We start from the raw sequence: 25753 nt of genomic DNA on the forward strand, positions 1-25753 counted from the left end.
CGGGAGACGCGTCACTGCCACTCGGTCAGCGACAAGCCGATGCCAATGGCATTCATGTAGAGGTTGTAATCGATCATCGACTGCCCGTAGCCGCTGAACAACTGCAGATGGCCCTTGAGCCCGCCGTTCTCGGTCAGCGGGAACGCCCAGTCCAGCTTGGCCGAACCACGGCTGCGGTCACCGCCGCGCAGGCTGTGGCGCAACTGCAACGAGAACACGTGACCACGCGGGGAGCGGTAGATGCCCAGCGCCTCGCCACGTCCCATGTAGTCCTCGATGTCCGGGTTGTCGTCCTTGCCTGCGTCTTCCTCGATGCGGTACCAGGGCTTGATCAGCAGGGAGTACGGGCCGGACTCCAGGCCGAACAGCAGGAACAGCCGGTTCCAGCTGCGCGACAGCGGGTCGGCACGGCCGTTGGACTGATGCACGATGCCGCCGTTGAGCATCTTCCATGGCCCGAACGAAGCCGGCATGCGGAAGCTGGCATAGGCTTCCGGCTCGTAGTTGGTCTCGCGGAACGGCGCGGACTGGTCGCGGTTGTAGAGCTGCCAGTTCGACTGCTGGGTGTAGCCGAACCAGATGTCACCGTTGTCCGCCGTGAGGTTCTGCCACAGCTTGGTCTTGAAGCTGAGCTGGAACTTCACCTCGGTCTGCTCGTACGGCACGCTGGCCGAGCTGCCGCCACGGGTCGGCGAGCTCGGGTTGTCGTTCACCGGGCTGGCGTAGAACGCCGGCAGGATGTAGGTCGGCTTGTAGGGCAGTGGCACGAAGGTGCCGCGCTTGTCGTCGCCGTCCAGCTCCCAGCGCTGCGACAGCGTCTGCGTGCTGCGCCCGGAGCGTACGAACAGGCCGCCATCCGGTGCAGTGGCCTGACGGTCCACGTTGGCGTCCAGGCCTCGCTCCCGTGGTGCGGCTTCCGGCGCGACGGTGGCCGCCGGCGGCGTCGCCGGCAGGGCCGGTGCTGCAGGCTGGCGGCCGGAGAGCGCGTCGTAGCAGCGCAGGCGTGCGGCATCGTCCGCCTCGGCAGCACAGCGGGAGAGATCCTGCGCGGCCACCGGCAACGACAATGCCGACAACATCAGGCCGGCAGCCCAAGGCGCCCTCCCGCCGAGCAGTCCTTGCTTCACACGGCCTTGCTTCACACGGCCTTGCTTCACATAGCCTTGCCTCATACAGCCACCTCCACCAGTTCGGGCGACAGCACGGCAAGCACGGCCTGCGGGTCCAGCCCCACCAGGTACCCGCGCTTGCCGCCGTTGATGTAAATCCTCGGCAGGTCGAGGATGCTGCGCTCCATATACACCGGCATGGCGCGCTTCGTGCCAAAGGGGCTGGTGCCACCCACGACGTAGCCGCTGTGACGGTTGGCGACCTCCGGGCTGCACGGTGCAATGGTCTTGACGCCGATATGCCGGGCGAGATTCTTGGTGGACACCTCGCGGTCGCCGTGCATCAGCACCACCAGCGGCCGCTTGCCGTCGTCTTCCATGACCAGCGTCTTGATGACGGCATGCTCGTCCACCCCCAGCTCCCGGCTGCTGGTGGCCGTGCCGCCCCGCTCTTCGTAGGCATAGAGGTGATCGCTGAAATCGATCTTGTGTTGGCGCAGCGCACGTACGGCCGCGGTGACAGGAGCCTTGTCCTGGGACATGGTCGGTTTTGCAGCAACAGGAACGGCTGCATGATGACATGCCGGCGCGGCTGCACACCATCGCGTTCGCTGCGGCGCAGCGAGCGTGTTCAGTGCGTCAGCGCGAGCATCAGCGGCGTCGTGACCGACGCCAGCGCGGTGGACAGCACCAGGCTGCTGGCCACCGGCCCTTCGAGCGCACGGAACTGGCGCGCCATCAGGTACACGTTCGCCCCCACCGCCATCGAGGCCAGCAGCACCACGGCCTGCGTCTCGATGTCCGGCAGGCCCAGCGCCAGCGCCAGCAGCCAGACTACCAGCGGCTGCAGCAACAGCTTGATGCCGGAGATCGCCAGGCTCACCCGCCAGCTCGCCACCACGCCGAATTCCGCCAGGCTCATGCCCAGCGCGACCAGCGCCAACGGCCCGGTGGAGTCACCCACCAGTTCAAGGCCGCGGTCCAGCGTCAGGGGCAACTGCCAACCGGTCATGCCCCAGCCGCAGCCCAGCAGCACGCCGATCACGATGGGGTTGGCCAGCACGCGGCCGCCGGTGCGGGCGAAGCCGATCCACGAGAAGCTGCCGTGCCTGGCCCACTCCACCGACACCGTCACCAACGTCCACAGCACCAGGGCGTTGAACACCATCACCAGCGCCACGGCCGGTATCGCTGCGTCGCCCAGCATGATGCGCGCCACCGGCAGGCCCAGCATCGCGTTGTTGGAAAACACGCCTCCCAGCGCAAAGACCGAACCGGACACCCCGTCCAGGCCGAAACCACGCGCCGCCACCAAACGCCCCAGCAGGAAGACGAGCAGGCATCCGCCGAAAAATGCCAGCAGCAGGCGCATGTCCACCGGCGGAAAGCCCGCCTGGTTGCTCATCAGGTGGAACAGCATGACCGGCAGGGCGATGTTGAACACGAAGGCCGACAAGGCATGCCCGATCCGTTTCAGGTCCCCTGCCCAGCGCACCAGCGCATAGCCCGCGAACACCAGCGCGAACAGCAGGGAGATGAGGACGAGCCTTTCCGTCAGCGCACTCATGCCTGATGGTCAGCCTGTAAAAACACGCCATATTGTCGGACAACTTTCGACATGAGAAGACTCGCGAAATTCTCCCTAAACATCAGAATTAAAAGGCTTTGTCAGATAGTGCGGCGGCCGGTCATTCTAAAAGGCCTGACAAGAAAAAGGGCGCTGCCGTCCATCGCCTACACTGCATTCATGAGAATGCTCACACTCCTGCCCGCGATTCACGGGGCCTTGCTTGCCGCCGCACTCCTGACGGCCGGGTCGGTGCAGGCGCAGACCTACAAATGGGTCGATGCGCAGGGGCGTACGCATTACGGGGATTCACCCCCGCCGGGCGTCCGCGCCCGTGTCGTCGAAGGCGGCGTGAACGTGGTGACCCGCCCCCCACAGCCCGCTGGCGGATCAGCGCCGACGGCCAGCCCTGCCCCCGCCGCGGCCCCCCAGCGCGCGGCCCAGGCCCCCGCCGCCGCAGCGGCCACCGACGACGATCGCGCGGCCCAACGCCAGCGCATGATCGAACGCTGCGAGCGCAACCGCGGCGTGGATTGCGAGGACGAAGTGGACGCCATGCTCGACGGCGTGCCCGACGACAGCTACGCCGAATGGCCGGTGTATGCCCGACCGCCCCTGTGGCCGGGCGGACGGCCGCCTCCCAAACCCAGGCCGCCGCGGCCACCACGGCCCAAGGCCGAGGAACCGCCTCGTCCGGCGCCGGTGACGAGACGCATCGGTGACTCGTAACAGCCCCCCGGGAGGCGCGTCATCGAGCTTTTTGCTGCACTGCATAGCATTTGCTGATGCATATATCCAAACTAACGATTGGCAAGGTTTCGATAGCCTGACTAACTTGAAGTCAGGGCGCTTCACCGTGAAGCCCAGACCGACAAGGAGTCCGCCATGTATGCCACCAGTTCCCGCTCGTATGCCCATGCCGCCGCCGACGGCGAAACCCTTCGCCTCGCCGGCGCCAGCCCCCTGGCCCTGCTGCTGCTCGCAGCCCACGGCGCCCTGCGCCGCCTGCTGAGTCGCTGAACCGGCAGGACAGCCGGCCCGAGCGGCCGGCGCCTGTACCGCGGCCCCGGCACTGTTTCAGTGCCGGGGCCGCACCACGCTGGAAGCCCGACTGTCCACAGCCCCAACCGGCGTGTAAGAAGCGGTCCTACAAAATCCGGCGCGTTTTCACCCGCAGGCGGCATTTGCGGGCGGGTAGCGTGAGCCGCCCCGTGGCACGCAATTTGCGGAAGGAAGTCCAGGCACTTCGTCCTTCCGCCCCATGCACACCCCCGATCCGACTCCCGGCACCGTAGCCGCACCCTCCGCAGCAGCGATCGCGGGACGCCAGGCCAACACCCTGCTGCGCGCCAGCCTCGCGCTTGCCGGCGCCTTCCTGCTCGGTGCAGCCTGGCAGGGAGCCGGCACGATGGCAGCGGCGTCCGGCGCCATGCTTGTCGGGGCCAGCCTGGCCTGGCGGTTTGCCTTGGCCCGCCAGCAGCGACGGCAGGCGGTGTTGTTGACCCACTTCGCCGAGCGCCTGGCGGAAGGCGACCTCACCTGCCGCATCGCCAGCACCGCGCCCGGCAGCGACAGCGCGGGCATCAATGAGCGCTTCAACGCCATGGCACGCAACCTCGCCCGCCTGCTGCTCGGCCTGTCGCGCGCCTCCCGCGAGCTGTCCAGCGTCGCAGCGGAATCGAACAGCAACGCCTGCAACGGTGACGACGGCGTGCGTGCCCAGCGCGACATCACCGTGTCCTCCGCCGCAGCCCTGGAAGAACTCTCGCAAAGCCTCGCGATGTCCCGCGAACTGGCGCAGGACGCCGCCAGTTTTGCCGACGCCGCCGAGACCGCCGCCCGCGACGGCAACGACCGCGGCCAGACGCTGGCCCGGCGCATGCACGACATCGGCGACAGCCTGCAGGCCACCGCGCAGTGCGGCGAAGAACTGGTCGCGCGCAGTGGCGAGATCGAGCACATCGCCACCCTCATCGCGGAGATCGCTACCCAGACCAACCTGCTGGCGCTCAACGCCGCCATCGAGGCCGCGCGCGCTGGCGAGGACGGCCGCGGCTTCGCGGTGGTGGCCGACGAAGTACGCAAACTGGCCGAGCGCACGAGCGCCGCCACCCGCGACATCCAGGCCCGCATCCAGGTGGTACGCAGCGGCGGCAGCGAGCTGATGCAGGCGCTGCAGCACGCCGGCCTGCAGGTGCGGGAGGGCAGTGGCGACATGCAGGACATGCTGGGCGCGCTTGCCGGCATCCGCGACACGGTGGGCCGCAACCTCGGCGCGATCCGCGAGATCGCCACCGCCAGCCACGAACAGAGCAGCGCGAGCCAGAGCCTGGCCCGCGACATCGAGCAGGTAGCCAGCCTCGCCGAGCGCAACGAGGCGCTGGTGCGCGACAACCGCGAACTGTCGCGCTACCTCGACCAGATGGCCGGCCAGCTCAACGACACCCTGCAGGCCTATCGCTACGAGTGAGCGCGCCCCACCCGCGGCCCACTCGTGCCACCCACCCTCAACCACACCCCACGCCCGACCCGATCCGATCCGCGAGCCAACGTGCAACCCGACCTGCAAACCAGCGCTCCACACCAGCCCGCATGAAACCTCCACACCACCCCGCTCACTCCCTGGATCGCTCCGCTGCGAGAGGCCCGCGCCCGTGCTGACCCTTCTCCTGCTGCTGGCCGTTCCCGTCCTTGCCGCCGCCGCCCTGTTCTGGTGGCAGCGCAGGCAGCACGTCGCCGTGCAGTCCCGCGTCGGCATGGCCCGCCAGGACTGCGAGCAGTTGCTGGAACTGGTGAAGCTGCTGCAACAGCACCGCGGCATGAGCAGCGCACGCTTGGGCGGCGACACCAGTTTCGAGGCGCCCCTGCGCGAGCGCCGTCGCGACATCGATGCCGCACTCGGCAGCCTTGCCCGCACCGTGAAGGCCGAGGCCGACATGCCGCGGCCCTGCATCACCCACAACGAACTGGTGCTGTTCCGCCACCGCTGGAACGAGCTGATCGAGAAGCTGCCCACCCAGTCCATCGAACAGAGCATCGCCCTGCACACCCAGCTGATCGGCCGCGCGCTCGACTGGCTCGCCGCCCTCGGCGAGGCGCGCATCGAACTGCCCTCGCAGGACCGCCTGCCCGCACCGTTGGTGCGCAACTACACCAACCACCTGCCGGCACTGGCGGAATGCCTCGGCCAGATCCGCGCCATCGGCGCCGCCGCGGCCGCGCAACGGCACTGCTCGCCGGTCGCCCGGGTGCGCCTGATGTTCCTCGTGACCCGCGCCACGACCTTGATCGGACAGGCCGGCGGCGGGTCCGTGGAATCCGTTACCGTACTGGCACGCCAGGCGGTCGACAGCCTGCTGGGGACGGTGCGCCGCGACATACTGACCGGCAGCGAAGTGAGGATAGGCGCGGAGAGCTACTTCGCTACCGCCACCTCGGCCATCGACGCGGTGTACGCGTGGGCCCGCCACTGCGGCCACCAGATCGGCGAGATGCTGGACCAGCACAGCCGCCTCGCCAGCAACGAAACGGTACAGCCGGGCTGAGAAACCTATCCATGCAAGACGCGATCAGCCTGCACAGGCTCTTCACCCGCCATCGCAGCAATGACCTGGCCGGCACGACTGCCGAGCTGCGCGCGGGCGTGGACCACCAGCGCATGCTCAGCACGCTGGAGCGCAACCTCGACGGCATGGTGTTCCGCTGCGCAATCGATGCGCACTGGACCATGCAGTACGTCAGCGAAGGCTGCCGCGTGCTCACCGGCTACGGCGGCGAGGCGCTGGTCGGCAATCGCGAGATCAGCTACGAGACCATCACCCATCCCGAAGACCGCAACACCGTGCGCGAGCAGATCGAGGCCGCGCTGGCGGCCGGCGACCGCTACCGCGTGGAGTACCGCATCAACCATCGCGACGGCGGTGTGCGCTGGGTCGTCGAACGGGGCACGCAGGTGCGCGACGAACATGGCCAGATGGTGCTGGAGGGCTTCGTGCAGGACATCACCCTGCAGGTCGCCGCGCTGCAGCAGCAGATCGAGACCGAGCTGCGCTACCACAGCATCTTCGACAACTCGGCGATCGGCATCTTCCAGACCAGCGTCGACGGCCACTACCTGGCCGCCAACCCGGCGCTGGCCAGGCTGTACGGCTACGCCTCGCCCAGCGAGCTGATGGCATCGCTGCAGGACATCGGCACCCATCTGTACGTCGACCCGAAGCGGCGCGCCGAATTCAAGCGCCGCATCCGCGAACATGGCCGCGTCGTCGCCTTCGAGTCCGAGGTCATGCGTCGCGACGGCCAGCGCATCTGGATCGCCGAGAACGCGCACGCCGTGGTGGCCCCCGACGGCAGCGTGCTGTATTACGAAGGCACGGTGGAAGACGTCAGCGAGCGCCGCCGCGTACAGGCCCAGCTGGAGTACCAGGCCAACCATGACCTGCTGACCGGCCTGCCCAACCGCCACCTGCTGGACGAGCGCCTGGAGCATGCCATCCGCGTCACCCGGCGCCATGGCGGTGGCGTCAGCGTGGCCTTCATCGATCTCGACAACTTCAAGCTGATCAACGACAGCCTCGGCCACGCCGCCGGCGACGGCCTGCTGGTCGAGGTCTCGCAACGGCTGGCGCACTGCCTGCGCGACAGCGACACGGTGGCGCGCTACGGCGGCGACGAGTTCGTGCTGATCCTCACCGACCACGGCACCGACGGCGAGACCGAACGCATCCTCGACCGCGTGCTGGCGAGCATCGCCGAACCACTGGTGGTGGAGGAGCAGGAGTTGCGCGTGTCATGCAGCATCGGCGCGGCGCGCTACCCTGCGGATGGCGACGACCTCGACACCCTCATGCGTCACGCCGACGCCGCGATGTATCTCGCCAAGTCGCGCGGCAAGAACCAGTACAGCTTCTTCACCGGCTCGCTGAACACCGCGGCCACTGAACGCCTGCAACTGGAGTCCTCGCTGCGCGGCGCGCTGGAGCGCGACGAGTTCTGCGTGGTGTTCCAGCCCAAGGTCGGCGCCGATCGCCGCGTCACCGGTTTCGAGGCGCTGCTGCGCTGGACCAGCGAGGAATGCGGCGCGGTGTCACCCGCCAAGTTCATTCCGATTGCCGAGGAAATCGGCCTCATGCCGGCGCTGACCACCTTCGTGCTGCGCGAGGCCTGCCTGCAGGCACGCGCCTGGCCACGCACGAAGGGCAGCACACCGGGAAGCGCACCGCTGCATGTCGCGGTGAACCTCTCCGCCCGCCTGTTCCAGGAGCAGGACATCGCCAGCCTGGTGCGCGACACGCTGGAGACCACCGGCCTCGACGGACGCGCGCTGGAACTGGAGATCACCGAGAGCATGCTGGTCGGCGACGTCGCGCACACCGCAAGGGTGCTGGCCGACATCAAGGCGCTGGGCGTCGGCGTGGCGGTGGACGACTTCGGCACCGGCTACTCGTCGCTGGCCTACCTGGGCCGCCTGCCGCTGGATACGCTGAAGATCGACCGCTCGTTCGTCAGCGGCTGCGACCGCGGCGGGCAGGGCCTGCTGATCCCGCGCGCAGTCATCTCGCTCGGCCACGGCCTCGGCATGAAGGTGGTGGCCGAAGGCGTCGAGAACGAACTGGAACTCGCCACCCTCATCGGCCTGGGTTGCGACGAATTCCAGGGCTACCTGTTCGCCCGCCCGATGGCGGCGGACGCGGTGCCAGCCTACCTGGCCCGCGCGGCGGCCTGATCCGCTGAATCGTTCTCCGCGCCACCAGACCCTTCCCCGCCCGTGCGGGTGATCCAGCCGGCTCCACAGGCTGGCTGTCGTCAGCCGCGCACGGCCCACATTGGCCACGTGCAAACCACGCGCACCAGACCTGCCCATGAGCTGCGGCAAACCGGCTCGTATGCGGGGCAGAGGCAGGGCCAAAATCACCAAAACAGGGCATTGATCGCAATGCACAAGCACCATGAAAGTGCATTCCAGCCGAGCGGCGGCTACATAAGCGACTGAATAATAACCAGAAAAATCTGGCTCGCTTTCTGCTTCATCCACCGCCGTCAATCATCACGGAGCCCCAAAGTGGAGCAGACACACAGCCCTAACGACGTTCTTTTCATCCTGCTTGGCGCCATCATGGTGCTCGCCATGCACGCCGGCTTTGCCTTCCTGGAGGTCGGCACCGTCCGCAAGAAGAACCAGGTGAACGCGCTGGTGAAGATCCTCAGCGACTTCGCCATGTCCACCATCGCCTACTTCTTCATCGGCTACAGCATCGCCTACGGCGTCAATTTCTTCAGCGGCGCCGAAGTGCTGGCGCAGAAGAGCGGCTACGACCTGACCAAGTTCTTCTTCCTGCTGACCTTCGCCGCCGCCATCCCGGCCATCGTGTCCGGCGGCATCGCCGAGCGCGCGAAGTTCTCACCGCAACTGGCCGCCACCTTCCTGCTGGTCGGCTTCGTCTACCCCTTCTTCGAAGGCATCGCCTGGAACGGCAACCTCGGCCTGCAGGCCTGGCTGGAAGCCAGCTACGGCGCCAGGTTCCACGACTTCGCCGGCAGCGTGGTGGTGCATGCGGTGGGCGGCTGGATCGGCCTCGTCGCCGTGCTGCTGCTCGGCGCGCGGCGCGGGCGCTACGGCAATGACGGCGCGATCGCCGCCCACCCGCCCTCCAGCATCCCCTTCCTGGCCCTCGGCGCCTGGATCCTCACCGTCGGCTGGTTCGGCTTCAACGTGATGAGCGCGCAGACCGCGCAAGCCATCAGTGGCCTGGTGGCGGTCAATTCGCTGATGGCGATGGTGGGCGGCACCCTGGCGGCCCTGCTGGTCGGCCGCAACGACCCGGGCTTCGTGCACAACGGCCCGCTCGCCGGCCTCGTCGCCATCTGCGCCGGCTCCGACCTGGTACACCCGCTGGGCGCACTGGTCATCGGCAGCATCGCCGGCGCGCTGTTCGTCATCCTGTTCACGCTGACGCAGAACCGCTGGAAGATCGACGACGTGCTGGGCGTATGGCCGCTGCACGGCCTGTGCGGTGCCTGGGGCGGCATCGCGGCCGGCATCTTCGGCAGCCAGGCACTCGGCGGCCTCGGTGGCGTCAGCCTGATGGCGCAGATCATCGGCACGCTGGCGGGCATCGCGGTCGCAGTCGTGGGCGCCGGCATCGTCTATGGAACGCTGAAGCTGATCAGCGGACTGCGCCTGGACCCGGAGGAAGAATTCGCCGGCGCCGACCTGACCATCCACAAGATCGGCGCCACGGCGGAACGCGAGACCCTCTGGTAAACGGAAGGCTTCAGTACCGCGGTACAAAGAAAAACGCCGGCCAACAGGCCGGCGTTTTCTTGTCCGTCACATCAAGCGGTGGCGTCATCACGCTCGGACAACCACTTGTTGGCGCGCAGGGCCAGCAGGGTGCAGGCGCAGCCGGACAGCAGGTACACCGTCACCGCGATCAGCCCGAAGCGCGACGACAGGCCCAGCGCGACCAGTGGCGCGAAGGCCGCGCCGATCAGCCAGGCGAGGTCGGAGGTCAGCGCCGCACCGGTGTAGCGGAAGCGCGGTGCGAAATTGGCTGTCACCGTGCCCGCTGCCTGCCCGTAGGACAGGCCCAGCAGCACGAAGCCGACGAGGATGAACAGATCCTGGCCGAGCACGCCGCCGTCGAGCAGGAAGGGCACCAGCAGGCTGAACACGGCGATCAGGATGGCCAGCAATGCCAGCGTGCTGCGCCGTCCCACGCGGTCGGCCACCAGGCCGGACACCGGCATGGCGGCAGCGGCCAGCAAGGCGCCCACGATCTGCACGCCCAGGAAGTCGCCGATGGCCTGGTCGGAGTAATGCAGGATCCATGACAGCGGGAACACCGTGACGATGTGGAACAGCGCGAAGCTCGCCAGCGCCGCGAAGGCACCGATCAGGATGTTGGTGCCCTGCTCGCGGAACAGCTCGCTCTCGTTGCAGGGCTCCAGTTCGAAGTCCTCGAGATCGCGCTCGTACTCATGCGTCACGACCAGGCGCAGCCGCGCGAACAGCGCCACCACGTTGATGGCGAAGGCGGCGTAGAACGGATAGCGCCAGCCCCAGCCGAGGAAGTCGCTGGTCTGCAGGTTGCCCCACAAGTAAGCGAACAGGGCGCAGGCGATCAGGAAGCCCAGCGGCGCGCCCAGTTGCGCCAGCATGGCGTACCAGCCACGCCGATGCGGCGGGGAATTCAGCGCCAGTAGCGACGGCAGGCCATCCCAGGACGCGCCCATGGCGATGCCCTGGCCGATGCGACACAGCGCGAGCAGTGCGATAGCCGCCACGCCCAGGCTTTCATAGCCGGGCAGCAGGGCCATGCCGGCGGTGGAGCAACCGAGCAGGAACAGCGCGGCGGTCAGCTTGGTGCTGCGGCCGAAGCGGCGCTGGATCTCCATGCCGATCAGCGTGCCGAAGGGCCGTACCACGAAGGCCGAGGCGAACAGCAGGAATGCATACAGCGTGCCTTGCAGGCGATCCACGAACGGGAAGAAAACCGCCGGGAACACCAGCACCGAGGCAATGCCGAAGACGAAGAAATCGAAGTATTCCGAGGCGCGGCCGATCACCACGCCGACGGCGATGTCCCCCGGTGCGACCCGCTCGTGCTCCTGCTGGGTGCGCTTCTCGGAATCGTGGATGCTGCTTGTCTCTCTCTGCGGCACCGGGCGGTAGATGACCGGCGTCGCGGGACTTGTTGTATCTGTCATGGCGAAAGCTCTGTGTGGCTCTGGGGTTGGGAGGGTAGGACAAAATGTCCTATCGTTGATCCAGGTCAATAAGGCTATATTGCACCGCCGCGCACAAGTAAGGATTTCCCGTGCGCCCGGAAGTTCAATGTCTTCGATACACTCCATGCCTCACGCCTCCCGCCCGCCCCTCCGCGGCTGCAGCAATCCCGGGATCGTGCTGCCTGCTCTGCTGTCAGCGCTGTTCCTCGGTGGTTGCGACATGGTGGTCATGAATCCCTCGGGCGACATTGCCGCCCAGCAGGCGGATCTGATCGTCACCTCCACGCTGCTGATGCTGCTGATCATCGTACCGGTGATCGCCCTGACGCTGCTGTTCGCCTGGCGCTACCGCGAATCGAACAAGGAAGCGACCTACAGCCCGGACTGGGACCACTCCACCCGCCTGGAGCTGGTCATCTGGGGCGCACCGCTGCTGATCATCATCGCGCTGGGCGCGCTGACCTGGATCAGCACCCACAAGCTGGACCCGTGGCGACCGCTGGAGCGCATCGACGCCACCCGCGCGCTGGACCCGCAGGTCAAGCCGATGGTGGTGCAGGTCGTGGCGCTGGACTGGAAGTGGCTGTTCCTCTACCCGGAGCAGGGCATCGCCACGGTGAACGAGATGGCCGTGCCGGTGGACCGCCCGATCCAGTTCCAGATCACCTCGTCGACGGTGATGAACGCCTTCTACGTGCCGGCGCTGGCCGGCATGATCTACGCCATGCCGGGCATGGAGACCAAGCTGCACGCGGTGATCAACCGCCCGGGCGTGTATGACGGCTTCTCCGCCAACTTCAGCGGCGACGGTTTCTCGCACATGCGGTTCAAGTTCCACGGCCTGTCGGATGCCGGCTTCGAGCGCTGGGTCGAGGCCCACCGCAAGGATGGCGAGGAACTGAACCGCAAGGTCTTCCTGCAGCTGGAACAACCCAGCACGCGCGAGCCGGTGCGCCGCTTCGGCAATGTCGATCCGAAACTCTTCGAGGCCATCGTCAACCGCTGCGTCGATGCCAGCAAGATGTGCATGTCCGAGATGATGGCCATCGACGCCGCCGGCGGCATGGGTCGCGCCGGCCTCGCCTACCTCGAAAGCACGCAGTGGCGCGGCGGCACCCGCCTGTACGTCGGCGCGGCCCTGTGCACGCCCGACAACCCGAGCGGCGCGCCGCTGCCGGTGACCGCCGGCCCGCTTTCCGCCAACACGCTGTCGGCCGACCCGATCCCGGCCGACCAACTCCCCGCCGCGACCGCCCTCAACTGAGGCGGCCGCTCACGCGAGCGCTCGACAGATGCCCACAGAATCCCTCGACCTATACAAGCTCGTGTTCGGCCGCCTCGGCCCGGACGCGATTCCCCACGACCCCATCATCTGGGCCACCTTCGCCATGGTGGTGCTCGGCGGCGCCGCCATGCTCGCCCTGATGACGAAGTACCGCGTGTGGGGCCCGCTGTGGCGTGACTGGCTGACCAGCATCGACCACAAGAAGATCGGCATCATGTACATCATCCTCGGCCTGGTGATGCTGCTGCGCGGCTTCGCCGACGCGCTGATGATGCGCCTGCAGCAGGCCGTGGCCTTCGGTGACAACCTGGGCTACCTGCCGCCGCACCACTACGACCAGATCTTCACCGCCCACGGCGTGATCATGATCTTCTTCGTGGCGATGCCGCTGGTCACCGGCTTCATGAACTACGTGGTGCCGCTGCAGATCGGCGCGCGCGACGTGGCCTTCCCCTTCCTGAACAACTTCAGCTTTTGGATGACCGCCGGCGGCGCCGTGCTGGTCATGGCCTCGCTGTTCGTCGGCGAGTTCGCGCGCACCGGCTGGCTGGCCTACCCGCCGCTGTCGGGCATCCTGCAGAGCCCCGGGGTCGGCGTCGATTACTACTTATGGTCATTACAGGTCGCGGGGGTCGGCACCACCTTGTCGGGCATAAACCTGATAGCGACCATCATCAAGATGCGCGCGCCCGGCATGACGATGATGAAGATGCCGGTGTTCAGCTGGACGTCCCTGTGCACCAACGTCCTGATCGTCGCCACCTTCCCGGTGCTCACCGCCGCGCTGGCGCTGCTCACCGCTGACCGTTACCTCGGCACCAACTTCTTCACGAACGACCTGGGCGGCAACGCCATGCTGTACGTGAACCTGATCTGGATCTGGGGCCACCCCGAGGTGTACATCCTGATCCTGCCCTGCTTCGGCATCTTCTCCGAAGTGGTGTCCACCTTCAGCCGCAAGCGCCTGTTCGGCTACGCCTCGATGGTGTACGCCACGGTGGTGATCACCATCCTGTCCTACCTCGTGTGGCTGCACCACTTCTTCACGATGGGCTCGGGCGCCAGCGTGAACTCCTTCTTCGGCATCACCACGATGATCATCTCGATCCCCACCGGGGCGAAGATCTTCAACTGGCTGTTCACGATGTACCGCGGGCGCATCCAGTTCGACGTGCCGATGCTGTGGACCGTGGGCTTCATGGTCACCTTCGTCATCGGTGGCATGACCGGCGTGCTGCTCGCCGTGCCGCCGGCCGACTTCGTGCTGCACAACAGCCTGTTCCTGGTGGCGCACTTCCACAACGTGATCATCGGCGGGGTGCTGTTCGGCCTCATGGCAGGCATCGTGTTCTGGTTCCCCAAGGCCTTCGGCTTCAAGCTGGACCCGTTCTGGGGCAAGTGCTCCTTCTGGTTCTGGCAGATCGGCTTCTTCTTCGCCTTCATGCCGCTGTACGTGCTGGGGCTGATGGGCATCACCCGCCGCATGAGCCACTTCGACGATCCCTCGCTGCAGATCTGGTTCCAGATCGCCGCCTTCGGCGCGGTGCTGATCGCGCTGGGCATCGCCTCCTTCCTGATCCAGCTGGTGGTCAGCTACCTGCGCCGCGAGCAACTGCGCGACATTACCGGCGACCCGTGGGAGGGCCGCACCCTGGAGTGGTCCACCTCCTCGCCGCCGCCCGCCTACAACTTCGCGTTCACGCCGGTGGTGCATGACAACGACGCCTGGCACGACATGAAGCGTCGCGGCCACCGGCGCCCGGTCAGCGGCTTCAAGGCCATCCACATGCCGAAGAACACCGCCGCCGGCATCATCATCGCCGGCCTGTCGACGGCGCTCGGCTTCGCCCTGATCTGGCACATGTGGCTGCTGTCCGCCCTCGCCCTGGTTGCGATCGTCGCAGCGACGATCATCCACACCTTCAACTACAAGCGCGACTACTACATTCCCGCCGAGGAAGTGACGCGCAGCGAAGACGAGCGCACCCGTGCGCTGGCCGCCGCGCAAGCCTGAGGCGACACGACATGAGCCTTCAACCGACTCTTGCCGCCGCCAACGGCGCCGACGCAGCAAGCCACGAGGAGCCGGTGTTCTACGACAACGGCGACCATCACCCGCAACAGGGCACGCTGCTGGGCTTCTGGCTGTACCTGATGAGCGACTGCCTCATCTTCGCGGTGCTGTTCGCCACCTACGCGGTACTCGGCCGCAGCTACGCGGCGGGCCCGTCCGGCGCCGACCTGTTCGACCTGCAGCTGGTGGCCTTCAACACCGCGCTGCTGCTGCTGTCGTCGATCACCTACGGCTTCGCCATGATCGGCGCGCAGAACAAGCGCAAGGCGCAGGTGCTGGGCTGGCTGGGCGTCACCGGCCTGCTGGGCCTGGGCTTCCTGGCCATCGAGATCTACGAGTTCGCCCACCTGATCCACCAGGGTGCCGGTCCGCAGCGCAGTGCCTTCCTGTCGGCCTTCTTCACGCTGGTGGGCACCCACGGCCTGCACGTCACCTTCGGCTGCATCTGGCTGGTGACCCTGATGTTCCAGGTGAAGAAATACGGCCTGATCGCCGAGAACAGGCGTCGCCTGATGTGCCTGTCGATGTTCTGGCACTTCCTCGACGTCGTGTGGATCGGCGTCTTCACCTTCGTCTACCTGATGGGAGTGCTGCCATGAGCGCCACCGGACACCACCACGAGCACGACCATCAGCACGGCCATGCGAGCCGTGACGGTCATGGCGACCACGCTCACCACGACCACCATGACCACCATGACGACGGCGATCACTACCACTTCTCGGTGAAGGGCTACGTGCAGGGCTTCATCTTGTCGGTGATCCTCACCGCCATCCCGTTCTGGCTGGTGATGGGCAACGTGCTGCCGACGCCGGGGCTCACCGCCTTCGTGATCCTCGGCTTCGCCGCGGTGCAGATCGTGGTGCACATGATCTACTTCCTGCACATGAACTCGAAGATCGAGGGCGGCTGGTCCATGCTGGCGCTGATCTTCACGATCGCGCTGGTGGTCATCATGCTGGCCGGCTCCATCTGGGTCATGTACCACCTGAACACCAACATGATGCCCACGCACGACATGAGAGCCATGCCATGACGACGACATCGCCAGTCACGGACCCACGCGAAGACACCCGGCGGCGGCCGCTGGCCTGGGCGGCGCTGCTGCTGACCGGCCTGTTCGCCTTCGCCACCTTCGTCGCGCTGGGCATGTGGCAGCTCGACCGCCTGGCCTGGAAGACCGACCTGATCGGCCGCATCGCCGAGCACCAGAAGGCCGCGCCGATCGCCGCGCCGGGCCCCGCGGACTGGGAGGTGCAGGCCGACGCAGACGCCGAATACCGTCGCGTCACGCTGCGTGGCCGCTTCGCCAACGACCGGGAAACCCTGGTGCAGGCCTCCACCGCGCTGGGCACCGGTTACTGGGTACTGACGCCGCTGCAGACCGAGCAAGGCTACTGGGTGATCGTCAATCGCGGCTTCGTGCCGGCGGACAAGCGCGACCCCGCACAGCGCGACCAGCCCGCACCCGAGGGGGTGCAGACCGTGTCCGGCCTGCTGCGTCTCAGCGAACCCAAGGGCCGCCTGCTGCAGGACAACGCACCGACCGAGAACCGCTGGTACTCGCGCGACGTCGAGGCCATCGCCCAGGCCCGCGGGCTGGGCGGCGGCACGCAGCCCGGCGCAGGTGCGTCCTCGATCGCCCCTTCGATCGCCCCCTATTTCGTCGACGCCACCGCCGACAACGATGCGCCGCTGGGCTGGCCGCGCGCCGGCCTGACCGTGCTGCACTTCAACAACAGCCACCTCGGCTACGCACTGACTTGGTTCGTGCTCGCCGCCATGACCGCCGTGGCCCTGGCCTACGCCGTCGCCATCGAACACCGGGCGCAGCGCCGTCGCGCCGCGGCAAGCCTCGCCACCGAGCGCAGCTGACCCCTCCCGCATGAGCGCCGCCGCGCCGCGCACCGCTCAGGGAGAGGCCACGCAGGCCGCCGACACCCTCGCGGGCCGCAGCAACCTGCTGCAGCTCATCCAGCTACGCTGGCTGGCCGTCGGCGGACAACTGCTGACCATAATCGCCGTGCACGTCGTGCTCGGCATCGACCTGCCGCTGGGGGCGATGCTCAGCACGCTGGGCGTGCTGGCCCTGTTCAACGCCGCGTGCTGGCTGCGCAGCCGCAGCGCGTCACACATCGGCGACCGCGAGCTGCTGGCCGGCCTGCTGGTGGACGTCGGCGTGCTCAGCGCCCAGCTCTACTATTCCGGCGGCATCACCAACCCCTTCATCTTCCTGTACCTGCTGCAGGTCGCGGTGGCCTCGGTGCTGCTGCGTCCGCATCACACCTGGACCATCGTCGGCGTCACCGGCCTGTGCTTCGCCGCGCTGACGCAGTGGTACCAGCCCCTGCCGGAACCCGAGATCCAGAACGGCGCGGTATCCACCCACTACGCGGGCGGCCTGCTGCTGTGCTTCCTGCTGAACGCCGCACTGCTGACGATCTTCCTGGTACGGATCGGGCGCAACCTGCGCGCGCGCGACGCGCGCCTGGCCGACTTGCGCCAGCGTGCCGCCGAGGAAGAGCACATCGTGCGCATGGGCCTGCTGGCCACCGGGGCAGCGCATGAACTGGGCACCCCGCTGGCGACGCTGTCGGTGATCCTCGGCGACTGGACGCGCATGGCCCCCTTCGCCGGCGAGCCGGAACTGCGCGAAGAGATGGAAGAGATGCAGCTACAGCTGCAGCGCTGCAAGACCATCGTCAGCGGCATCCTGCTATCGGCCGGCGAGGCGCGTGGCGAGGCGCCGGTGGTCACCACCCTGCACGCCTTCCTCGACGAACTGGTGGCGCACTGGCGACGTACCCGCAACGCCGTCTTCGGGCTCAACTACGACCGCAGCAACACGCCGGACTTCCCGATGATTTCCGACTTCGCGCTGCGCCAGATGATCGACAACATCGTCGACAACGCGCTGGACGCCTCGCCCCACGCCGCGCCCAGCCTGCTGGCGCATTGCGAGGGCGATGAGCTGGTGCTGCGCGTGCTCGACGAAGGCCCGGGCTTCGCCCCCGCCATGCTGGAACGCTTCGGCAAGCCCTACCAGTCCAGCAAGGGCCGGCCGGGTGGCGGGCTCGGCCTGTTCCTCGCCGTCAACGTAGTGCGCGCGCTGGGTGGCAGCATCGCCGCGCGCAACCGCAACGTGGGGGGCGCCGAGGTGGAAGTCCGTTTGCCTCTTGCAGCGCTGGCGCCGCCGCACGAAGATGACGCGGATGACCACCGCTGATCCCGCCCAGCGCCTGCTGCTGATCGTCGAAGACGACGACGCCTTCGCCCGCACCCTGATCCGCTCCTTCGAGCGGCGTGGCTACGAAGTGTTGCGCGCGACCAACCTGGATGAAGTGCACGGCCTGCTGCAGAAGCATCGCCCCGGCTATGCCGTGGTGGACCTGCGGCTGGCGAATGGCGACTCCGGCCTGGCCTGCGTGCAGGCCCTCCACCAACATGACGCCGCCATGATGATCGTGGTGCTGACCGGCTACGCCAGCATCGCCACCGCGGTGGAGGCCATCAAGCTGGGCGCGCGCCACTACCTGGCAAAGCCCGCCAACACCGACGACATCGAGGCGGCCTTCGCGCGCGTGCAGGGCGACGCCGGCGTCGAACTCACCGAGCGCACCACCTCGCTGAAGACGCTGGAGTGGGAACGCATCCACGAAACCCTCGTGGCCAGCGACTTCAACATCTCCGAAACCGCCCGCCGCCTGGGCATGCACCGCCGCACCCTGGCGCGCAAGCTGGAGAAGCAGCGCATCAAGTAGCGACCGGCGCCTGGCAGGCCGAGCGGTCCGTTCGCGGAGTCGTGCTCAGCCCTGCGTCTTGTCCACCGGCGTCTCGGTATGCATGACGCAACGCCAGGCGCCGTCCCTGCGCGTCCACACCGACGAATCCGCCATGTTCTGCTGGACCTCTTCTGCGTTGTCGCGCATCGACAGCGTCTGGCTGACGCGATAAGTGAGCACGGCAGTATCCGCGTTGGGGAAAACCGCCTGCATGTCGCTGAGCCGGTACTCCTTGACGGTCATGCTGCCCATCTCCGCCATCTTGCGGTAACCGGCGTGGTCGAACTTCATGGCGCCGTGCGAGCTCACCATCAGCGCCGGTTCGTCGAGCAGGGACACGGCGGTGTCGGCGTCCTCGTCCATGATGGCCTGCCAGAAGCGGTTTTCGAGGGCGATGACTTCTTCGCTTGCGGTCTGCATGGCGATCTCCTTGGTAGAACTTCGGGAGCTTCCAATATGGCTGCTCCCAGGTGAGAAGCCTGTCAGACGGCACGGCAACGGGCGTCGGCGGATGCCTACCTGTACTGCGTCGGAAGGGTGCAGCAGCCACGGGCGCGCCAGTGAGCTCCTGTCTCTTTGTGCGACCGGCCTCGGTGACCCGGCCACCGTCGCGCGCCTGATGCACTGGCCCGCTGCGCGTCGCGGGGGCTCACCCAGCTACGTGCGCGCCGTCTCCGCGTGCGGCGCCTGCCACCCCGCGTTCTTCCCTCCCCATAGGCGCGCCACAGCCTCCAGCGCGCCTCCACCCGACCTCCATCCCACGACCGCCCGTGTCGGCCGGACAAACTTCATGCGTCCGTCCGGAACCCTGCTTCGCCCTCTCCACTCAAAGATATCGTTGCTAATGCGAATAATTCGTATTTAAATAGCAATAGTTTCTGCCGCATGCAATCGCCCGCCAGCCTCGCAACGCCAGAAGCACGGAGAACAACCCATGTATCCCCTGATCCGCCAGATGAAAACCACTGCCCGTGTCCGGCACGCCTTCGGCCTGAGCATCGTCGTGGCCGGTGCCGTCATCCTCCTCGCCCACGCCTGGCAGGCGATCGCGGTCGTGCCCGCGATGCGTGCCGCGCTGGCGTCCGGCAGCATCGCCGCCCTGGCCACCGCGCTGGGCGTGTTGCCGATGCTGCTGGCCCGCGCGCCCGGCCGCCGCATCCACGACGCGATGCTGGGCTTCGGCGCGGGCGTCATGCTGGCGGCCACCTGCTTCTCCCTCATCGTGCCGGCCCTCGGCGCCGCCCAGAGCCAGGGGCACGGTGCGTGGAGCGCGGCGCTCATCACCGGTGGCGGCCTGTTGCTGGGCGCCGGCTGCCTGATGCTGCTGGAGCGCCAACTACCCCACGAGCACTTCTTCGGCGGTGCGGGCGCCGAAAGCAGCCTGCGCATCCGCCGCCTGTGGCTGTTCATCTTCGCGATCGTGCTGCACAACATCCCGGAGGGGCTGGCCATCGGCGTGTCCGCCGCGGGTACCGACCCGGCGCGCTCTGCCGCACTGGCCACCGGCATCGCCATCCAGGACGTGCCGGAAGGCCTGGTCGTCGCGCTGGCCTTGCAGAGCGCCGGCATCCGTCGCTGGCCGGCCGCCCTGCTGGGCGCCGCGTCGGGGCTGGTCGAGCCGATCGCCGCCGTGCTGGGCGCCGCCGCCCTGAGCTACAGCGCGCCGCTGCTGCCTTGGGGCCTGGCCTTCGCGGCCGGCGCCATGCTGTTCGTGGTGAGCCACGAAGTGATTCCCGAATCGCACCGCCAGGGGCACGAACGCTACGCCACCACCGGCCTGCTGCTGGGCTTCGTGCTGATGATGGTGCTGGACACCGCGCTGGTCTGACCGGACTCCACCCCGATCCCGCTCATGTCGATCCCCCTCGTGTCGATCCCCCTCACCACACCCGCCCTGTACGAACACTGGCTGCACCTGCAGTGGCAGTTGCGTTGCGCGCTGGCCACCACCGACAGCGGGCTGATCGACGACTACCTGGCCTGCGCCGACGAACTGCTGCGCCGTCGCGCCTGCAACCCTGTGAGCACCCGGCTGCGCACGCTGCAGACCTTGCTGCGCAGCGCCAGTGACTCCGCGCTGCCGTGGCGCTGGCGGCGCCTGTGCCTGGCCTACGCGCCGGCCGCGCAGGCACGCATCGTGTCGCTACTGCACCCGCATGACCCGATTGCCCTGCGCGCGGTGGACGCCGCCGTGCAGCGCTGCCGCGGCGAGCTGCAATCGCCCGTGCTCGACAAGTGCTTCCCCGCGCCACACCGGCACGCGTAGCAGCGTTGATCCGCGCATTGATCACCACGCGTCACGAGCCCCCCGCCCCCCAACCGGTCATTCGCCCCTGGTCGCCACCAATCGCCATGCCACACACCCCCTCCGCCGAGCCGGTCGCCGGCGAGCACTGGAAGCAGATGACCCGCAAGGGCAACGCCCTCTTCGGTGACGAGGCCTTCGAGCAGGCCCTGCAGTGCTACGAAGAAGCCCGCAACATCGTGCTGCTGCATTTCGATGACTGGCCGCAGGCGGACGACGCGGTGGCCGCGCTGGTGGTCAGCTATCTCAACCTTGCCGACACCCAGGCCTGCCTGGGCCGCCTGGACGGCGCCGCCACCACGCTGTGCGCCATCCACAACAGCCTGGCCGAGGCCGCCGCCGACCCCGACCTGCCGGCCCCCCTGCGCACGGCCGCCATCCGCCACCTGCGCGAGGCCTACGCGGCACTGGTGCAGTTCCGCCAGCAGCACGGCGAGCATGCCATCCGCATCGACGCCACGCTGGCGCGACGCGCCGCCAGCACCGGCACGCTGCACTGAGAGGTCCTCGCAACGCGCCCTCTCCACCGCCCACCCGCTTTCCCTCAGCCACGAGACAACAACCATGCCCCACACCCTGCCCGCCCTGCCCTACGCCGTGGATGCCCTGGAGCCACACATCGATGCGCAGACCATGGAGATCCACCACACCCGCCACCACCAGACCTACATCAACAACCTGAACGCCGCGCTGGCCGGCAGCGGGCTGGAAGAGGAGCCGGTGGAGCAGCTGCTGCGCCGCTTCGACAGCCTGCCGGAGCGCCTGCAGACCGCCGTGCGCAACCAGGGCGGTGGCCACGCCAACCACAGCCTGTTCTGGACCGTGATGACGCCCGCATTCGACGGCACGCCCGGCGAAGCGCTACGTGCCGCCATCGACCGCGACCTCGGCGGCTTCGACGCTTTCAAGACGGCCTTCACGCAGGCGGCCGTCAGCCGCTTCGGCAGCGGCTGGGCCTGGCTCAGCGTCACCCCGCAAGGCAAGCTGGTGGTGGAAAGCACCGGCAACCAGGACAGCCCGCTGATGCAGGGCAATACGCCCATCCTCGGCCTGGACGTGTGGGAGCACGCCTACTACCTGCGCTACCAGAACAAGCGGCCGGAATACATCGCCGCCTTCTACCGCGTGATCCACTGGCAGGAAGTCGAGCGCCGCTGGCGCGAGGCGACCGGCGCCTGAACACCATGTGCAGCGCCACGGACGACTTCGACCTGCTGGCCCACGAGCTGGCGGTGCTGATGCGGCACTACGCGCGCGTGCAGGCGGACTGCGCGGCGCTGGCCGCTGCGCAGCGCCTCGCCATCGACGCGCTGGAGGCCGAACTCCTGCGCGCACGGGCCGCCGCCGTCATCCACCTGACCGCACGGGCCTTCGCGCGCGAGGACCGCGCCGCGCTGGAGGCCGCCGCACCGGGCCTGCGGCGGCGCGCCGTGCTGCAGCGGGACCTGGTGTCGGCGCAGGAGCGCGTGCAGGACCTCATCCGCGAGCGGCAGTACTGGCAGCGCCGCGCCCATGCGGCGGAGGCGCGCATCGGTGAGCCGCAACCCGGTTCGTCGGTGCTGTGCCTGGCGCCGGACGAAGCCGGCACCCTGCATGCGCAGGACCTGCGCCCGGACGGCAGCGGGCAGCTCACCGCCATTGCTGGCGTGCGCGTGAGCAGCGAGGCGGAACTGGAAGCCAGCCTGCTGGCCGCCGACCTGGTCATCTGCCAGACCGGCTGCATCAGCCACGATGCCTACTGGCGCGTGCAGGACCACTGCAAGCGCACCGGCAAGCCCTGCATGCTGGTGGAACATCCGCAGGCGATCCGCTTGGTGCGCCGTGGCGGCCGCCTCACCGCGGTCGACGGCAACGGGCCGCTCGCCACCGCCACCTGAAGCGCCCGAAGCTGCGTCAGACCAGGGCCACCACCAGCGGGCCGATGAGGGTCAGGCCGACGTTGCCGACCGCGTAGGGCACCGTGAAGCCGAGCACCGGCGTGGCGCTCTCCGCCGCGTCGTTGGTGGCCACCATCGCGGCGTCCTGCGTCTGTGCGCCGGCCAGCGCGCCACATAGGTACACCGGGTGCATGCGCAATACGTAGCGGCCGAAGTACAGCGCCGCGACCTGCGGCACCAGGGTCACGATGGCGCCGGCCATCAGCACCTGGCCGCCCTGCTCCCTGAGCGCGTCCAGTGCCTGCGGGCCGGCGTTCAGCCCGATCAGGGCCACGAACATCGCCAGCCCGATGTCCCAGAAGCCGCGGCTGGCATGGTGGGGAATGTAGCCGACCAGCGGATGGCGCGAGTTGTACCAGCCGAACAGCAGGCCGGCGATCAGCACCCCGCCGCCGGCACCCAGCTCCACCGGAATGCCACCGACATGCACCCCCAACAGGCCGAGCAGGGTGCCCGCCACGAGGCCCAGGCCAAGGTAGGCCAGGTCGCCGCTCTCGCCGTGCGCCAGCGGCTTGCCGACAAGCGCGGTCACCCGCTCCACGTCGGCCGACGAGCCGATCAGGGTCAGCACGTCACCACGCATGAGCTCGGTCGCCGGGGTGATCGGCAGGGCCACGCCGCCGCGGCGCAGCGCCTTCAGGAACACGCCGCGCGCCTGCGCGCCCAGCGTCGCCGTCGCTTCGCCCAGGCTGCGCCCGGATGCCGCCGCCTGCGTGATCACCACCTCCGCCTGCACACCCTGCACCGGCGCCAGCAGTTCGTAGCCTTCCAGCTCGGGGCCGATCACGCTGGCCGCCTTCACGATGGCCGCCCTGTGGCCGGCCACCACCACTTCGTCGTCTGCCTGCAGGAACAGCCCCGGCTCCACCACGAGCGGACGTCCCGCGCGTCGCACCGATTCGACCAGCGACCTTCCGCCGGACAGCATCGATTCGATCTCCGCGACGCTCGCCCCGGCCGCCACGCCCACCCGGTACGCCCGTGCCTCCAGCCGGCGATAGGCCAGCGTCTCCTGCGCCGCGCCGGACGCGGCGAAGAGTTCCGCCTCCAGCGTGGCGGCCTCCTGCTTCAGGTCGATGCCCAGCAGGCGCGGCGCGATGTGTGGAATGAATACGATCACCGCCACGGCGCCGAAGATGTAGGTCAGCGCGAACGCCACTGCGGCATTCGCCTGCTGCGCCTGCAGCTCGACGGCACTCAGTCCCAGTTCGCTCAGCGAGCTTACGGCGGTGGCCAGCATGGCGGTCTCGGTCAGGCCACCCGCGCCGATGCCCGCCGCGGTGCCCTTGTCGAACCCCCATAGCTTCGCCACCAGCAGCGTGGTCAGCAGGCCGACCGACACCAGGAACACGGCCAGCACCACCTGCTTCACGGTGCGCCGGCTGAGGGAAGCGAAGAACTGCGGCCCGCCCTGGAAGCCGACGCAGAACACGAACAGCCCGAAGGCGACCGTCTTCAGCAACGCCGGGTACTGGATGCCCAGCGGGCCGGTCCACACCGCGCCCAGCACGGTGGCAACGATCAGCACGCTGGCCGCATTGCCCAGCGACACGCCTGCGACGCGCCGACGCCCCAGCCACACGCCGATCGCCAGCGACAGGAACAGCGCGATCTCCGGCGACGCCTTGACGACATCATTCAACCATTGCTGCATCCGTCTCCCCTGGGCCCCGACTCACACGTCAGCGCACACCAGCTCACCCCAGCCCACACACCTCAGCGCCAGGCGTTGCCCACCTGGATGTAGAAAGCCTGCTCGCCGTCCGGGCCCCACGCATAGTCCATGCCCATCCACAGCTTCAGCACGCTGGCGATCTGGTAGCGGAAGCCCGCGCCTTTCGAGAACTTGTTGCCGGCGTCGTCGAAGCTGGTGCCGTTGCCCCAGGCCCGCCCGACGCCCGCGAAGCCGATCAGCCCCCAGCGGTGCGTCACGTTCCAGCGCGCCTCCACTTCGGCCAGCGCGATGTTGTCGTTCTGGTAGCGCGCCGCCGGCACGCCACGCATGTCGATGAAAGGCATCTGGTAGAAGGGCACGTCACCGCGTGCCAGGCGCCCGTCCAGGCGACCGCCGAGCACCACCGCGCTGCCCACCGGGGTGTAGGCGAACACATGGCCGCGATAGGTCTGGAAGGTCTCGTCGCTGCCGAAGGCCGGTGCGTAGAACATGGTGTCGAATGCCGCCAGCGCACCGCGCGACGGCGTGAACATGGTGTCGCGCGAATCGTGCTCGAACGACAGGCCGAGGCCGGAGCTCTTCGACGCGAACGACGGCTCCGGCAGGTCCGGCCGCAGGCGATTGACGTCGAAGGTGCTGTCCATGTCGATGTAGATCCAGCGCAGGGCCAGGAAATTGCTGCTGGCGCCCAGGCGGTACATCGCCTGCTGGGACGAGATCAGGCCCTTCAGGTTGTAGCCGATCTTGTAGTCCTTGCCGAAGCGGCTGCCGATGCCATAGAAGTCGAGGTTCACGTCCGTGTAGCCCACGCCGCCGCGATAGCGCCAGCGGTCGTCGAGGAAGGACAGCATCGCCCCGCCACCGCCGAACTTCGTGCCGTTCTCCGTCGCCGCGATGGCGCCGCCGTAGATGTCCGGCGGCGTCACGTGGCCGGTGTTCCTGGCCTGCGCGGCCGCCTCGGCCATCGACTGGCTGAAGAACGCCACCGCCACGCCGCCGCCGTAACCCACGGCCGGCTCGGTGATGATGATCGGCACCGGCAGGAAGCCCTTCTTCGTCAGCAGCCACTCGGACAGGTCGAGCTGGCCGTCCTTGGGGTCGAAGAACACCGAGTGCTTGCCCTGCTCGCGGGCCGCCTCCGGCGACACCGACGATGGCACGGGTGCGGGATCGGCCGCAGGGACTGGCGCCTGCATCTGCGCCTGCGCCATGCCACCCCATGCCAGGGCCAGCATCGCACCCACGATCAACCGTCCCGTCGATTCCAGTCCTGTCTGTCCGAACATGCT

Annotated in this window: 25 protein-coding genes; 18 read left to right on the forward strand and 7 right to left on the reverse strand. The window is 68.1% G+C overall.

What is annotated here, in order from left to right:
- Positions 1-11: 11 nt before the first annotated feature.
- From VVD47_RS09100 to VVD47_RS09110, 3 genes are all read right to left on the reverse strand, one after another.
- Entirely contained in the window at positions 12-1172 is a 1161-nt protein-coding gene (locus VVD47_RS09100) for a phospholipase A (protein WP_327603089.1), read from the reverse strand.
- Positions 1169-1651 (reverse strand): Cys-tRNA(Pro) deacylase, encoded by a 483-nt coding sequence (gene ybaK / locus VVD47_RS09105; protein WP_327603090.1) that lies wholly within the window; start codon positions 1649-1651, stop codon positions 1169-1171. Before ybaK ends, VVD47_RS09100 begins: the two co-directional genes overlap by 4 nt.
- Positions 1652-1740: 89 nt before the next feature.
- Positions 1741-2676, reverse strand: coding sequence for an AEC family transporter (locus VVD47_RS09110; protein WP_327603091.1), 936 nt, complete (start codon positions 2674-2676; stop codon positions 1741-1743).
- 186 nt (positions 2677-2862) lie between these two features.
- Between VVD47_RS09110 and VVD47_RS09115 the strand changes: the two genes are divergently transcribed.
- From VVD47_RS09115 to VVD47_RS09140, 6 genes are all read left to right on the forward strand, one after another.
- Positions 2863-3405, forward strand: coding sequence for a DUF4124 domain-containing protein (locus tag VVD47_RS09115; RefSeq protein WP_327603092.1), 543 nt, complete (start codon positions 2863-2865; stop codon positions 3403-3405).
- Positions 3406-3561: 156 nt separating this feature from the next.
- Positions 3562-3696, forward strand: a complete 135-nt coding sequence (locus VVD47_RS09120; RefSeq protein ID WP_327603093.1) for a hypothetical protein — start codon at positions 3562-3564, stop codon at positions 3694-3696.
- Positions 3697-3937: 241 nt separating this feature from the next.
- Entirely contained in the window at positions 3938-5146 is a 1209-nt protein-coding gene (locus VVD47_RS09125; RefSeq protein WP_327603094.1) for a methyl-accepting chemotaxis protein, read from the forward strand.
- Between the two features lie 184 nt (positions 5147-5330).
- Positions 5331-6221 (forward strand): nitrate- and nitrite sensing domain-containing protein, encoded by an 891-nt coding sequence (locus tag VVD47_RS09130; protein ID WP_327603095.1) that lies wholly within the window; start codon positions 5331-5333, stop codon positions 6219-6221.
- 11 nt (positions 6222-6232) lie between these two features.
- Positions 6233-8401 (forward strand): putative bifunctional diguanylate cyclase/phosphodiesterase, encoded by a 2169-nt coding sequence (locus tag VVD47_RS09135; RefSeq protein WP_327603096.1) that lies wholly within the window; start codon positions 6233-6235, stop codon positions 8399-8401.
- Between the two features lie 336 nt (positions 8402-8737).
- Positions 8738-9940 carry an ammonium transporter gene (locus VVD47_RS09140; RefSeq protein ID WP_327603097.1) on the forward strand — a complete coding sequence of 401 codons (1203 nt, stop codon included), beginning with the start codon at positions 8738-8740 and terminating at the stop codon, positions 9938-9940.
- Positions 9941-10011: 71 nt separating this feature from the next.
- On the opposite strand, the gene VVD47_RS09145 is transcribed toward VVD47_RS09140, so the two are convergent.
- Positions 10012-11385 carry an MFS transporter gene (locus VVD47_RS09145; protein ID WP_327603098.1) on the reverse strand — a complete coding sequence of 458 codons (1374 nt, stop codon included), beginning with the start codon at positions 11383-11385 and terminating at the stop codon, positions 10012-10014.
- A 196-nt stretch (positions 11386-11581) separates the two neighbouring features.
- Between VVD47_RS09145 and cyoA the strand changes: the two genes are divergently transcribed.
- From cyoA to VVD47_RS09180, 7 genes are read left to right on the forward strand one after another with little or no spacing between them, the layout of a single operon-like run.
- On the forward strand, positions 11582-12670 hold the full coding sequence (gene cyoA / locus VVD47_RS09150) for a ubiquinol oxidase subunit II (protein WP_327603099.1): 1089 nt from the start codon (positions 11582-11584) through the stop codon (positions 12668-12670).
- 28 nt (positions 12671-12698) lie between these two features.
- A complete protein-coding gene (cyoB, locus tag VVD47_RS09155) occupies positions 12699-14705 on the forward strand; it encodes a cytochrome o ubiquinol oxidase subunit I (protein WP_327603100.1) in 2007 nt (668 codons plus the stop codon).
- A gap of 11 nt (positions 14706-14716) precedes the next feature.
- Positions 14717-15364 (forward strand): cytochrome o ubiquinol oxidase subunit III, encoded by a 648-nt coding sequence (cyoC, locus tag VVD47_RS09160; protein ID WP_327603101.1) that lies wholly within the window; start codon positions 14717-14719, stop codon positions 15362-15364.
- The gene (cyoD, locus tag VVD47_RS09165; RefSeq protein ID WP_327603102.1) at positions 15361-15801 is read left to right on the forward strand and encodes a cytochrome o ubiquinol oxidase subunit IV; all 441 of its coding nucleotides are present in this window, start codon (positions 15361-15363) and stop codon (positions 15799-15801) included. Before cyoC ends, cyoD begins: the two co-directional genes overlap by 4 nt.
- Complete coding sequence (locus tag VVD47_RS09170; protein WP_327603103.1) at positions 15798-16640, forward strand: SURF1 family protein; 843 nt, start codon at positions 15798-15800, stop codon at positions 16638-16640. The genes cyoD and VVD47_RS09170 overlap by 4 nt, the downstream gene beginning before the upstream one ends.
- Positions 16641-16650: 10 nt before the next feature.
- A complete protein-coding gene (locus tag VVD47_RS09175) occupies positions 16651-17991 on the forward strand; it encodes an ATP-binding protein (RefSeq protein WP_327603104.1) in 1341 nt (446 codons plus the stop codon).
- Entirely contained in the window at positions 17978-18526 is a 549-nt protein-coding gene (locus VVD47_RS09180; protein WP_327603105.1) for a response regulator transcription factor, read from the forward strand. The genes VVD47_RS09175 and VVD47_RS09180 overlap by 14 nt, the downstream gene beginning before the upstream one ends.
- 45 nt (positions 18527-18571) lie before the next feature.
- On the opposite strand, the gene VVD47_RS09185 is transcribed toward VVD47_RS09180, so the two are convergent.
- Positions 18572-18967, reverse strand: coding sequence for a nuclear transport factor 2 family protein (locus VVD47_RS09185; RefSeq protein ID WP_327603106.1), 396 nt, complete (start codon positions 18965-18967; stop codon positions 18572-18574).
- 514 nt (positions 18968-19481) lie between these two features.
- Here VVD47_RS09185 and VVD47_RS09190 point away from each other — a divergent pair.
- The 5 genes from VVD47_RS09190 to VVD47_RS09210 all read left to right on the forward strand — a co-directional run bounded on the left by VVD47_RS09190 (position 19482) and on the right by VVD47_RS09210 (position 22729).
- A complete protein-coding gene (locus tag VVD47_RS09190; protein WP_327603107.1) occupies positions 19482-20375 on the forward strand; it encodes a ZIP family metal transporter in 894 nt (297 codons plus the stop codon).
- Between the two features lie 24 nt (positions 20376-20399).
- Positions 20400-20813 carry a hypothetical protein gene (locus tag VVD47_RS09195; protein ID WP_327603108.1) on the forward strand — a complete coding sequence of 138 codons (414 nt, stop codon included), beginning with the start codon at positions 20400-20402 and terminating at the stop codon, positions 20811-20813.
- Positions 20814-20899: 86 nt separating this feature from the next.
- Positions 20900-21352, forward strand: a complete 453-nt coding sequence (locus VVD47_RS09200) for a hypothetical protein (protein ID WP_327603109.1) — start codon at positions 20900-20902, stop codon at positions 21350-21352.
- A gap of 64 nt (positions 21353-21416) precedes the next feature.
- Positions 21417-22031: a superoxide dismutase gene (locus VVD47_RS09205; protein ID WP_327603110.1), complete on the forward strand. Its 615-nt coding sequence runs from the start codon at positions 21417-21419 to the stop codon at positions 22029-22031.
- A 5-nt stretch (positions 22032-22036) separates the two neighbouring features.
- On the forward strand, positions 22037-22729 hold the full coding sequence (locus VVD47_RS09210; RefSeq protein WP_327603111.1) for a DUF2325 domain-containing protein: 693 nt from the start codon (positions 22037-22039) through the stop codon (positions 22727-22729).
- Between the two features lie 16 nt (positions 22730-22745).
- On the opposite strand, the gene VVD47_RS09215 is transcribed toward VVD47_RS09210, so the two are convergent.
- A complete protein-coding gene (locus tag VVD47_RS09215; protein WP_327603112.1) occupies positions 22746-24431 on the reverse strand; it encodes an aspartate:alanine exchanger family transporter in 1686 nt (561 codons plus the stop codon).
- Positions 24432-24505: 74 nt separating this feature from the next.
- Positions 24506-25750: a BamA/TamA family outer membrane protein gene (locus VVD47_RS09220; protein WP_327603113.1), complete on the reverse strand. Its 1245-nt coding sequence runs from the start codon at positions 25748-25750 to the stop codon at positions 24506-24508.
- Between the last annotated feature and the right edge of the window lie 3 nt (positions 25751-25753).

The sequence above is a fragment of the Uliginosibacterium sp. H1 genome, assembly GCF_036017065.1.
Lineage (GTDB): Bacteria > Pseudomonadota > Gammaproteobacteria > Burkholderiales > Rhodocyclaceae > Uliginosibacterium.

Excerpts from the sequence above, each read along its gene's own strand:
- VVD47_RS09205 (WP_327603110.1), top strand. The coding sequence starts at position 21,417 with ATGCCCCACACCCTGCCCGCCCTGCCCTACGCCGTGGATGCCCTGGAG.
- cyoC (WP_327603101.1), top strand. The coding sequence starts at position 14,717 with ATGAGCCTTCAACCGACTCTTGCCGCCGCCAACGGCGCCGACGCAGCA.
- VVD47_RS09185 (WP_327603106.1), bottom strand. The coding sequence starts at position 18,967 with ATGCAGACCGCAAGCGAAGAAGTCATCGCCCTCGAAAACCGCTTCTGG.
- VVD47_RS09110 (WP_327603091.1), bottom strand. The coding sequence starts at position 2,676 with ATGAGTGCGCTGACGGAAAGGCTCGTCCTCATCTCCCTGCTGTTCGCG.
- VVD47_RS09190 (WP_327603107.1), top strand. The coding sequence starts at position 19,482 with ATGTATCCCCTGATCCGCCAGATGAAAACCACTGCCCGTGTCCGGCAC.
- VVD47_RS09145 (WP_327603098.1), bottom strand. The coding sequence starts at position 11,385 with ATGACAGATACAACAAGTCCCGCGACGCCGGTCATCTACCGCCCGGTG.
- VVD47_RS09115 (WP_327603092.1), top strand. The coding sequence starts at position 2,863 with ATGCTCACACTCCTGCCCGCGATTCACGGGGCCTTGCTTGCCGCCGCA.
- ybaK (WP_327603090.1), bottom strand. The coding sequence starts at position 1,651 with ATGTCCCAGGACAAGGCTCCTGTCACCGCGGCCGTACGTGCGCTGCGC.
- VVD47_RS09220 (WP_327603113.1), bottom strand. The coding sequence starts at position 25,750 with ATGTTCGGACAGACAGGACTGGAATCGACGGGACGGTTGATCGTGGGT.
- cyoB (WP_327603100.1), top strand. The coding sequence starts at position 12,699 with ATGCCCACAGAATCCCTCGACCTATACAAGCTCGTGTTCGGCCGCCTC.
- VVD47_RS09120 (WP_327603093.1), top strand. The coding sequence starts at position 3,562 with ATGTATGCCACCAGTTCCCGCTCGTATGCCCATGCCGCCGCCGACGGC.
- VVD47_RS09200 (WP_327603109.1), top strand. The coding sequence starts at position 20,900 with ATGCCACACACCCCCTCCGCCGAGCCGGTCGCCGGCGAGCACTGGAAG.
- VVD47_RS09100 (WP_327603089.1), bottom strand. The coding sequence starts at position 1,172 with ATGAGGCAAGGCTATGTGAAGCAAGGCCGTGTGAAGCAAGGCCGTGTG.
- VVD47_RS09170 (WP_327603103.1), top strand. The coding sequence starts at position 15,798 with ATGACGACGACATCGCCAGTCACGGACCCACGCGAAGACACCCGGCGG.
- VVD47_RS09180 (WP_327603105.1), top strand. The coding sequence starts at position 17,978 with ATGACCACCGCTGATCCCGCCCAGCGCCTGCTGCTGATCGTCGAAGAC.
- VVD47_RS09125 (WP_327603094.1), top strand. The coding sequence starts at position 3,938 with ATGCACACCCCCGATCCGACTCCCGGCACCGTAGCCGCACCCTCCGCA.
- VVD47_RS09195 (WP_327603108.1), top strand. The coding sequence starts at position 20,400 with ATGTCGATCCCCCTCGTGTCGATCCCCCTCACCACACCCGCCCTGTAC.
- VVD47_RS09135 (WP_327603096.1), top strand. The coding sequence starts at position 6,233 with ATGCAAGACGCGATCAGCCTGCACAGGCTCTTCACCCGCCATCGCAGC.
- VVD47_RS09175 (WP_327603104.1), top strand. The coding sequence starts at position 16,651 with ATGAGCGCCGCCGCGCCGCGCACCGCTCAGGGAGAGGCCACGCAGGCC.
- cyoD (WP_327603102.1), top strand. The coding sequence starts at position 15,361 with ATGAGCGCCACCGGACACCACCACGAGCACGACCATCAGCACGGCCAT.
- VVD47_RS09210 (WP_327603111.1), top strand. The coding sequence starts at position 22,037 with ATGTGCAGCGCCACGGACGACTTCGACCTGCTGGCCCACGAGCTGGCG.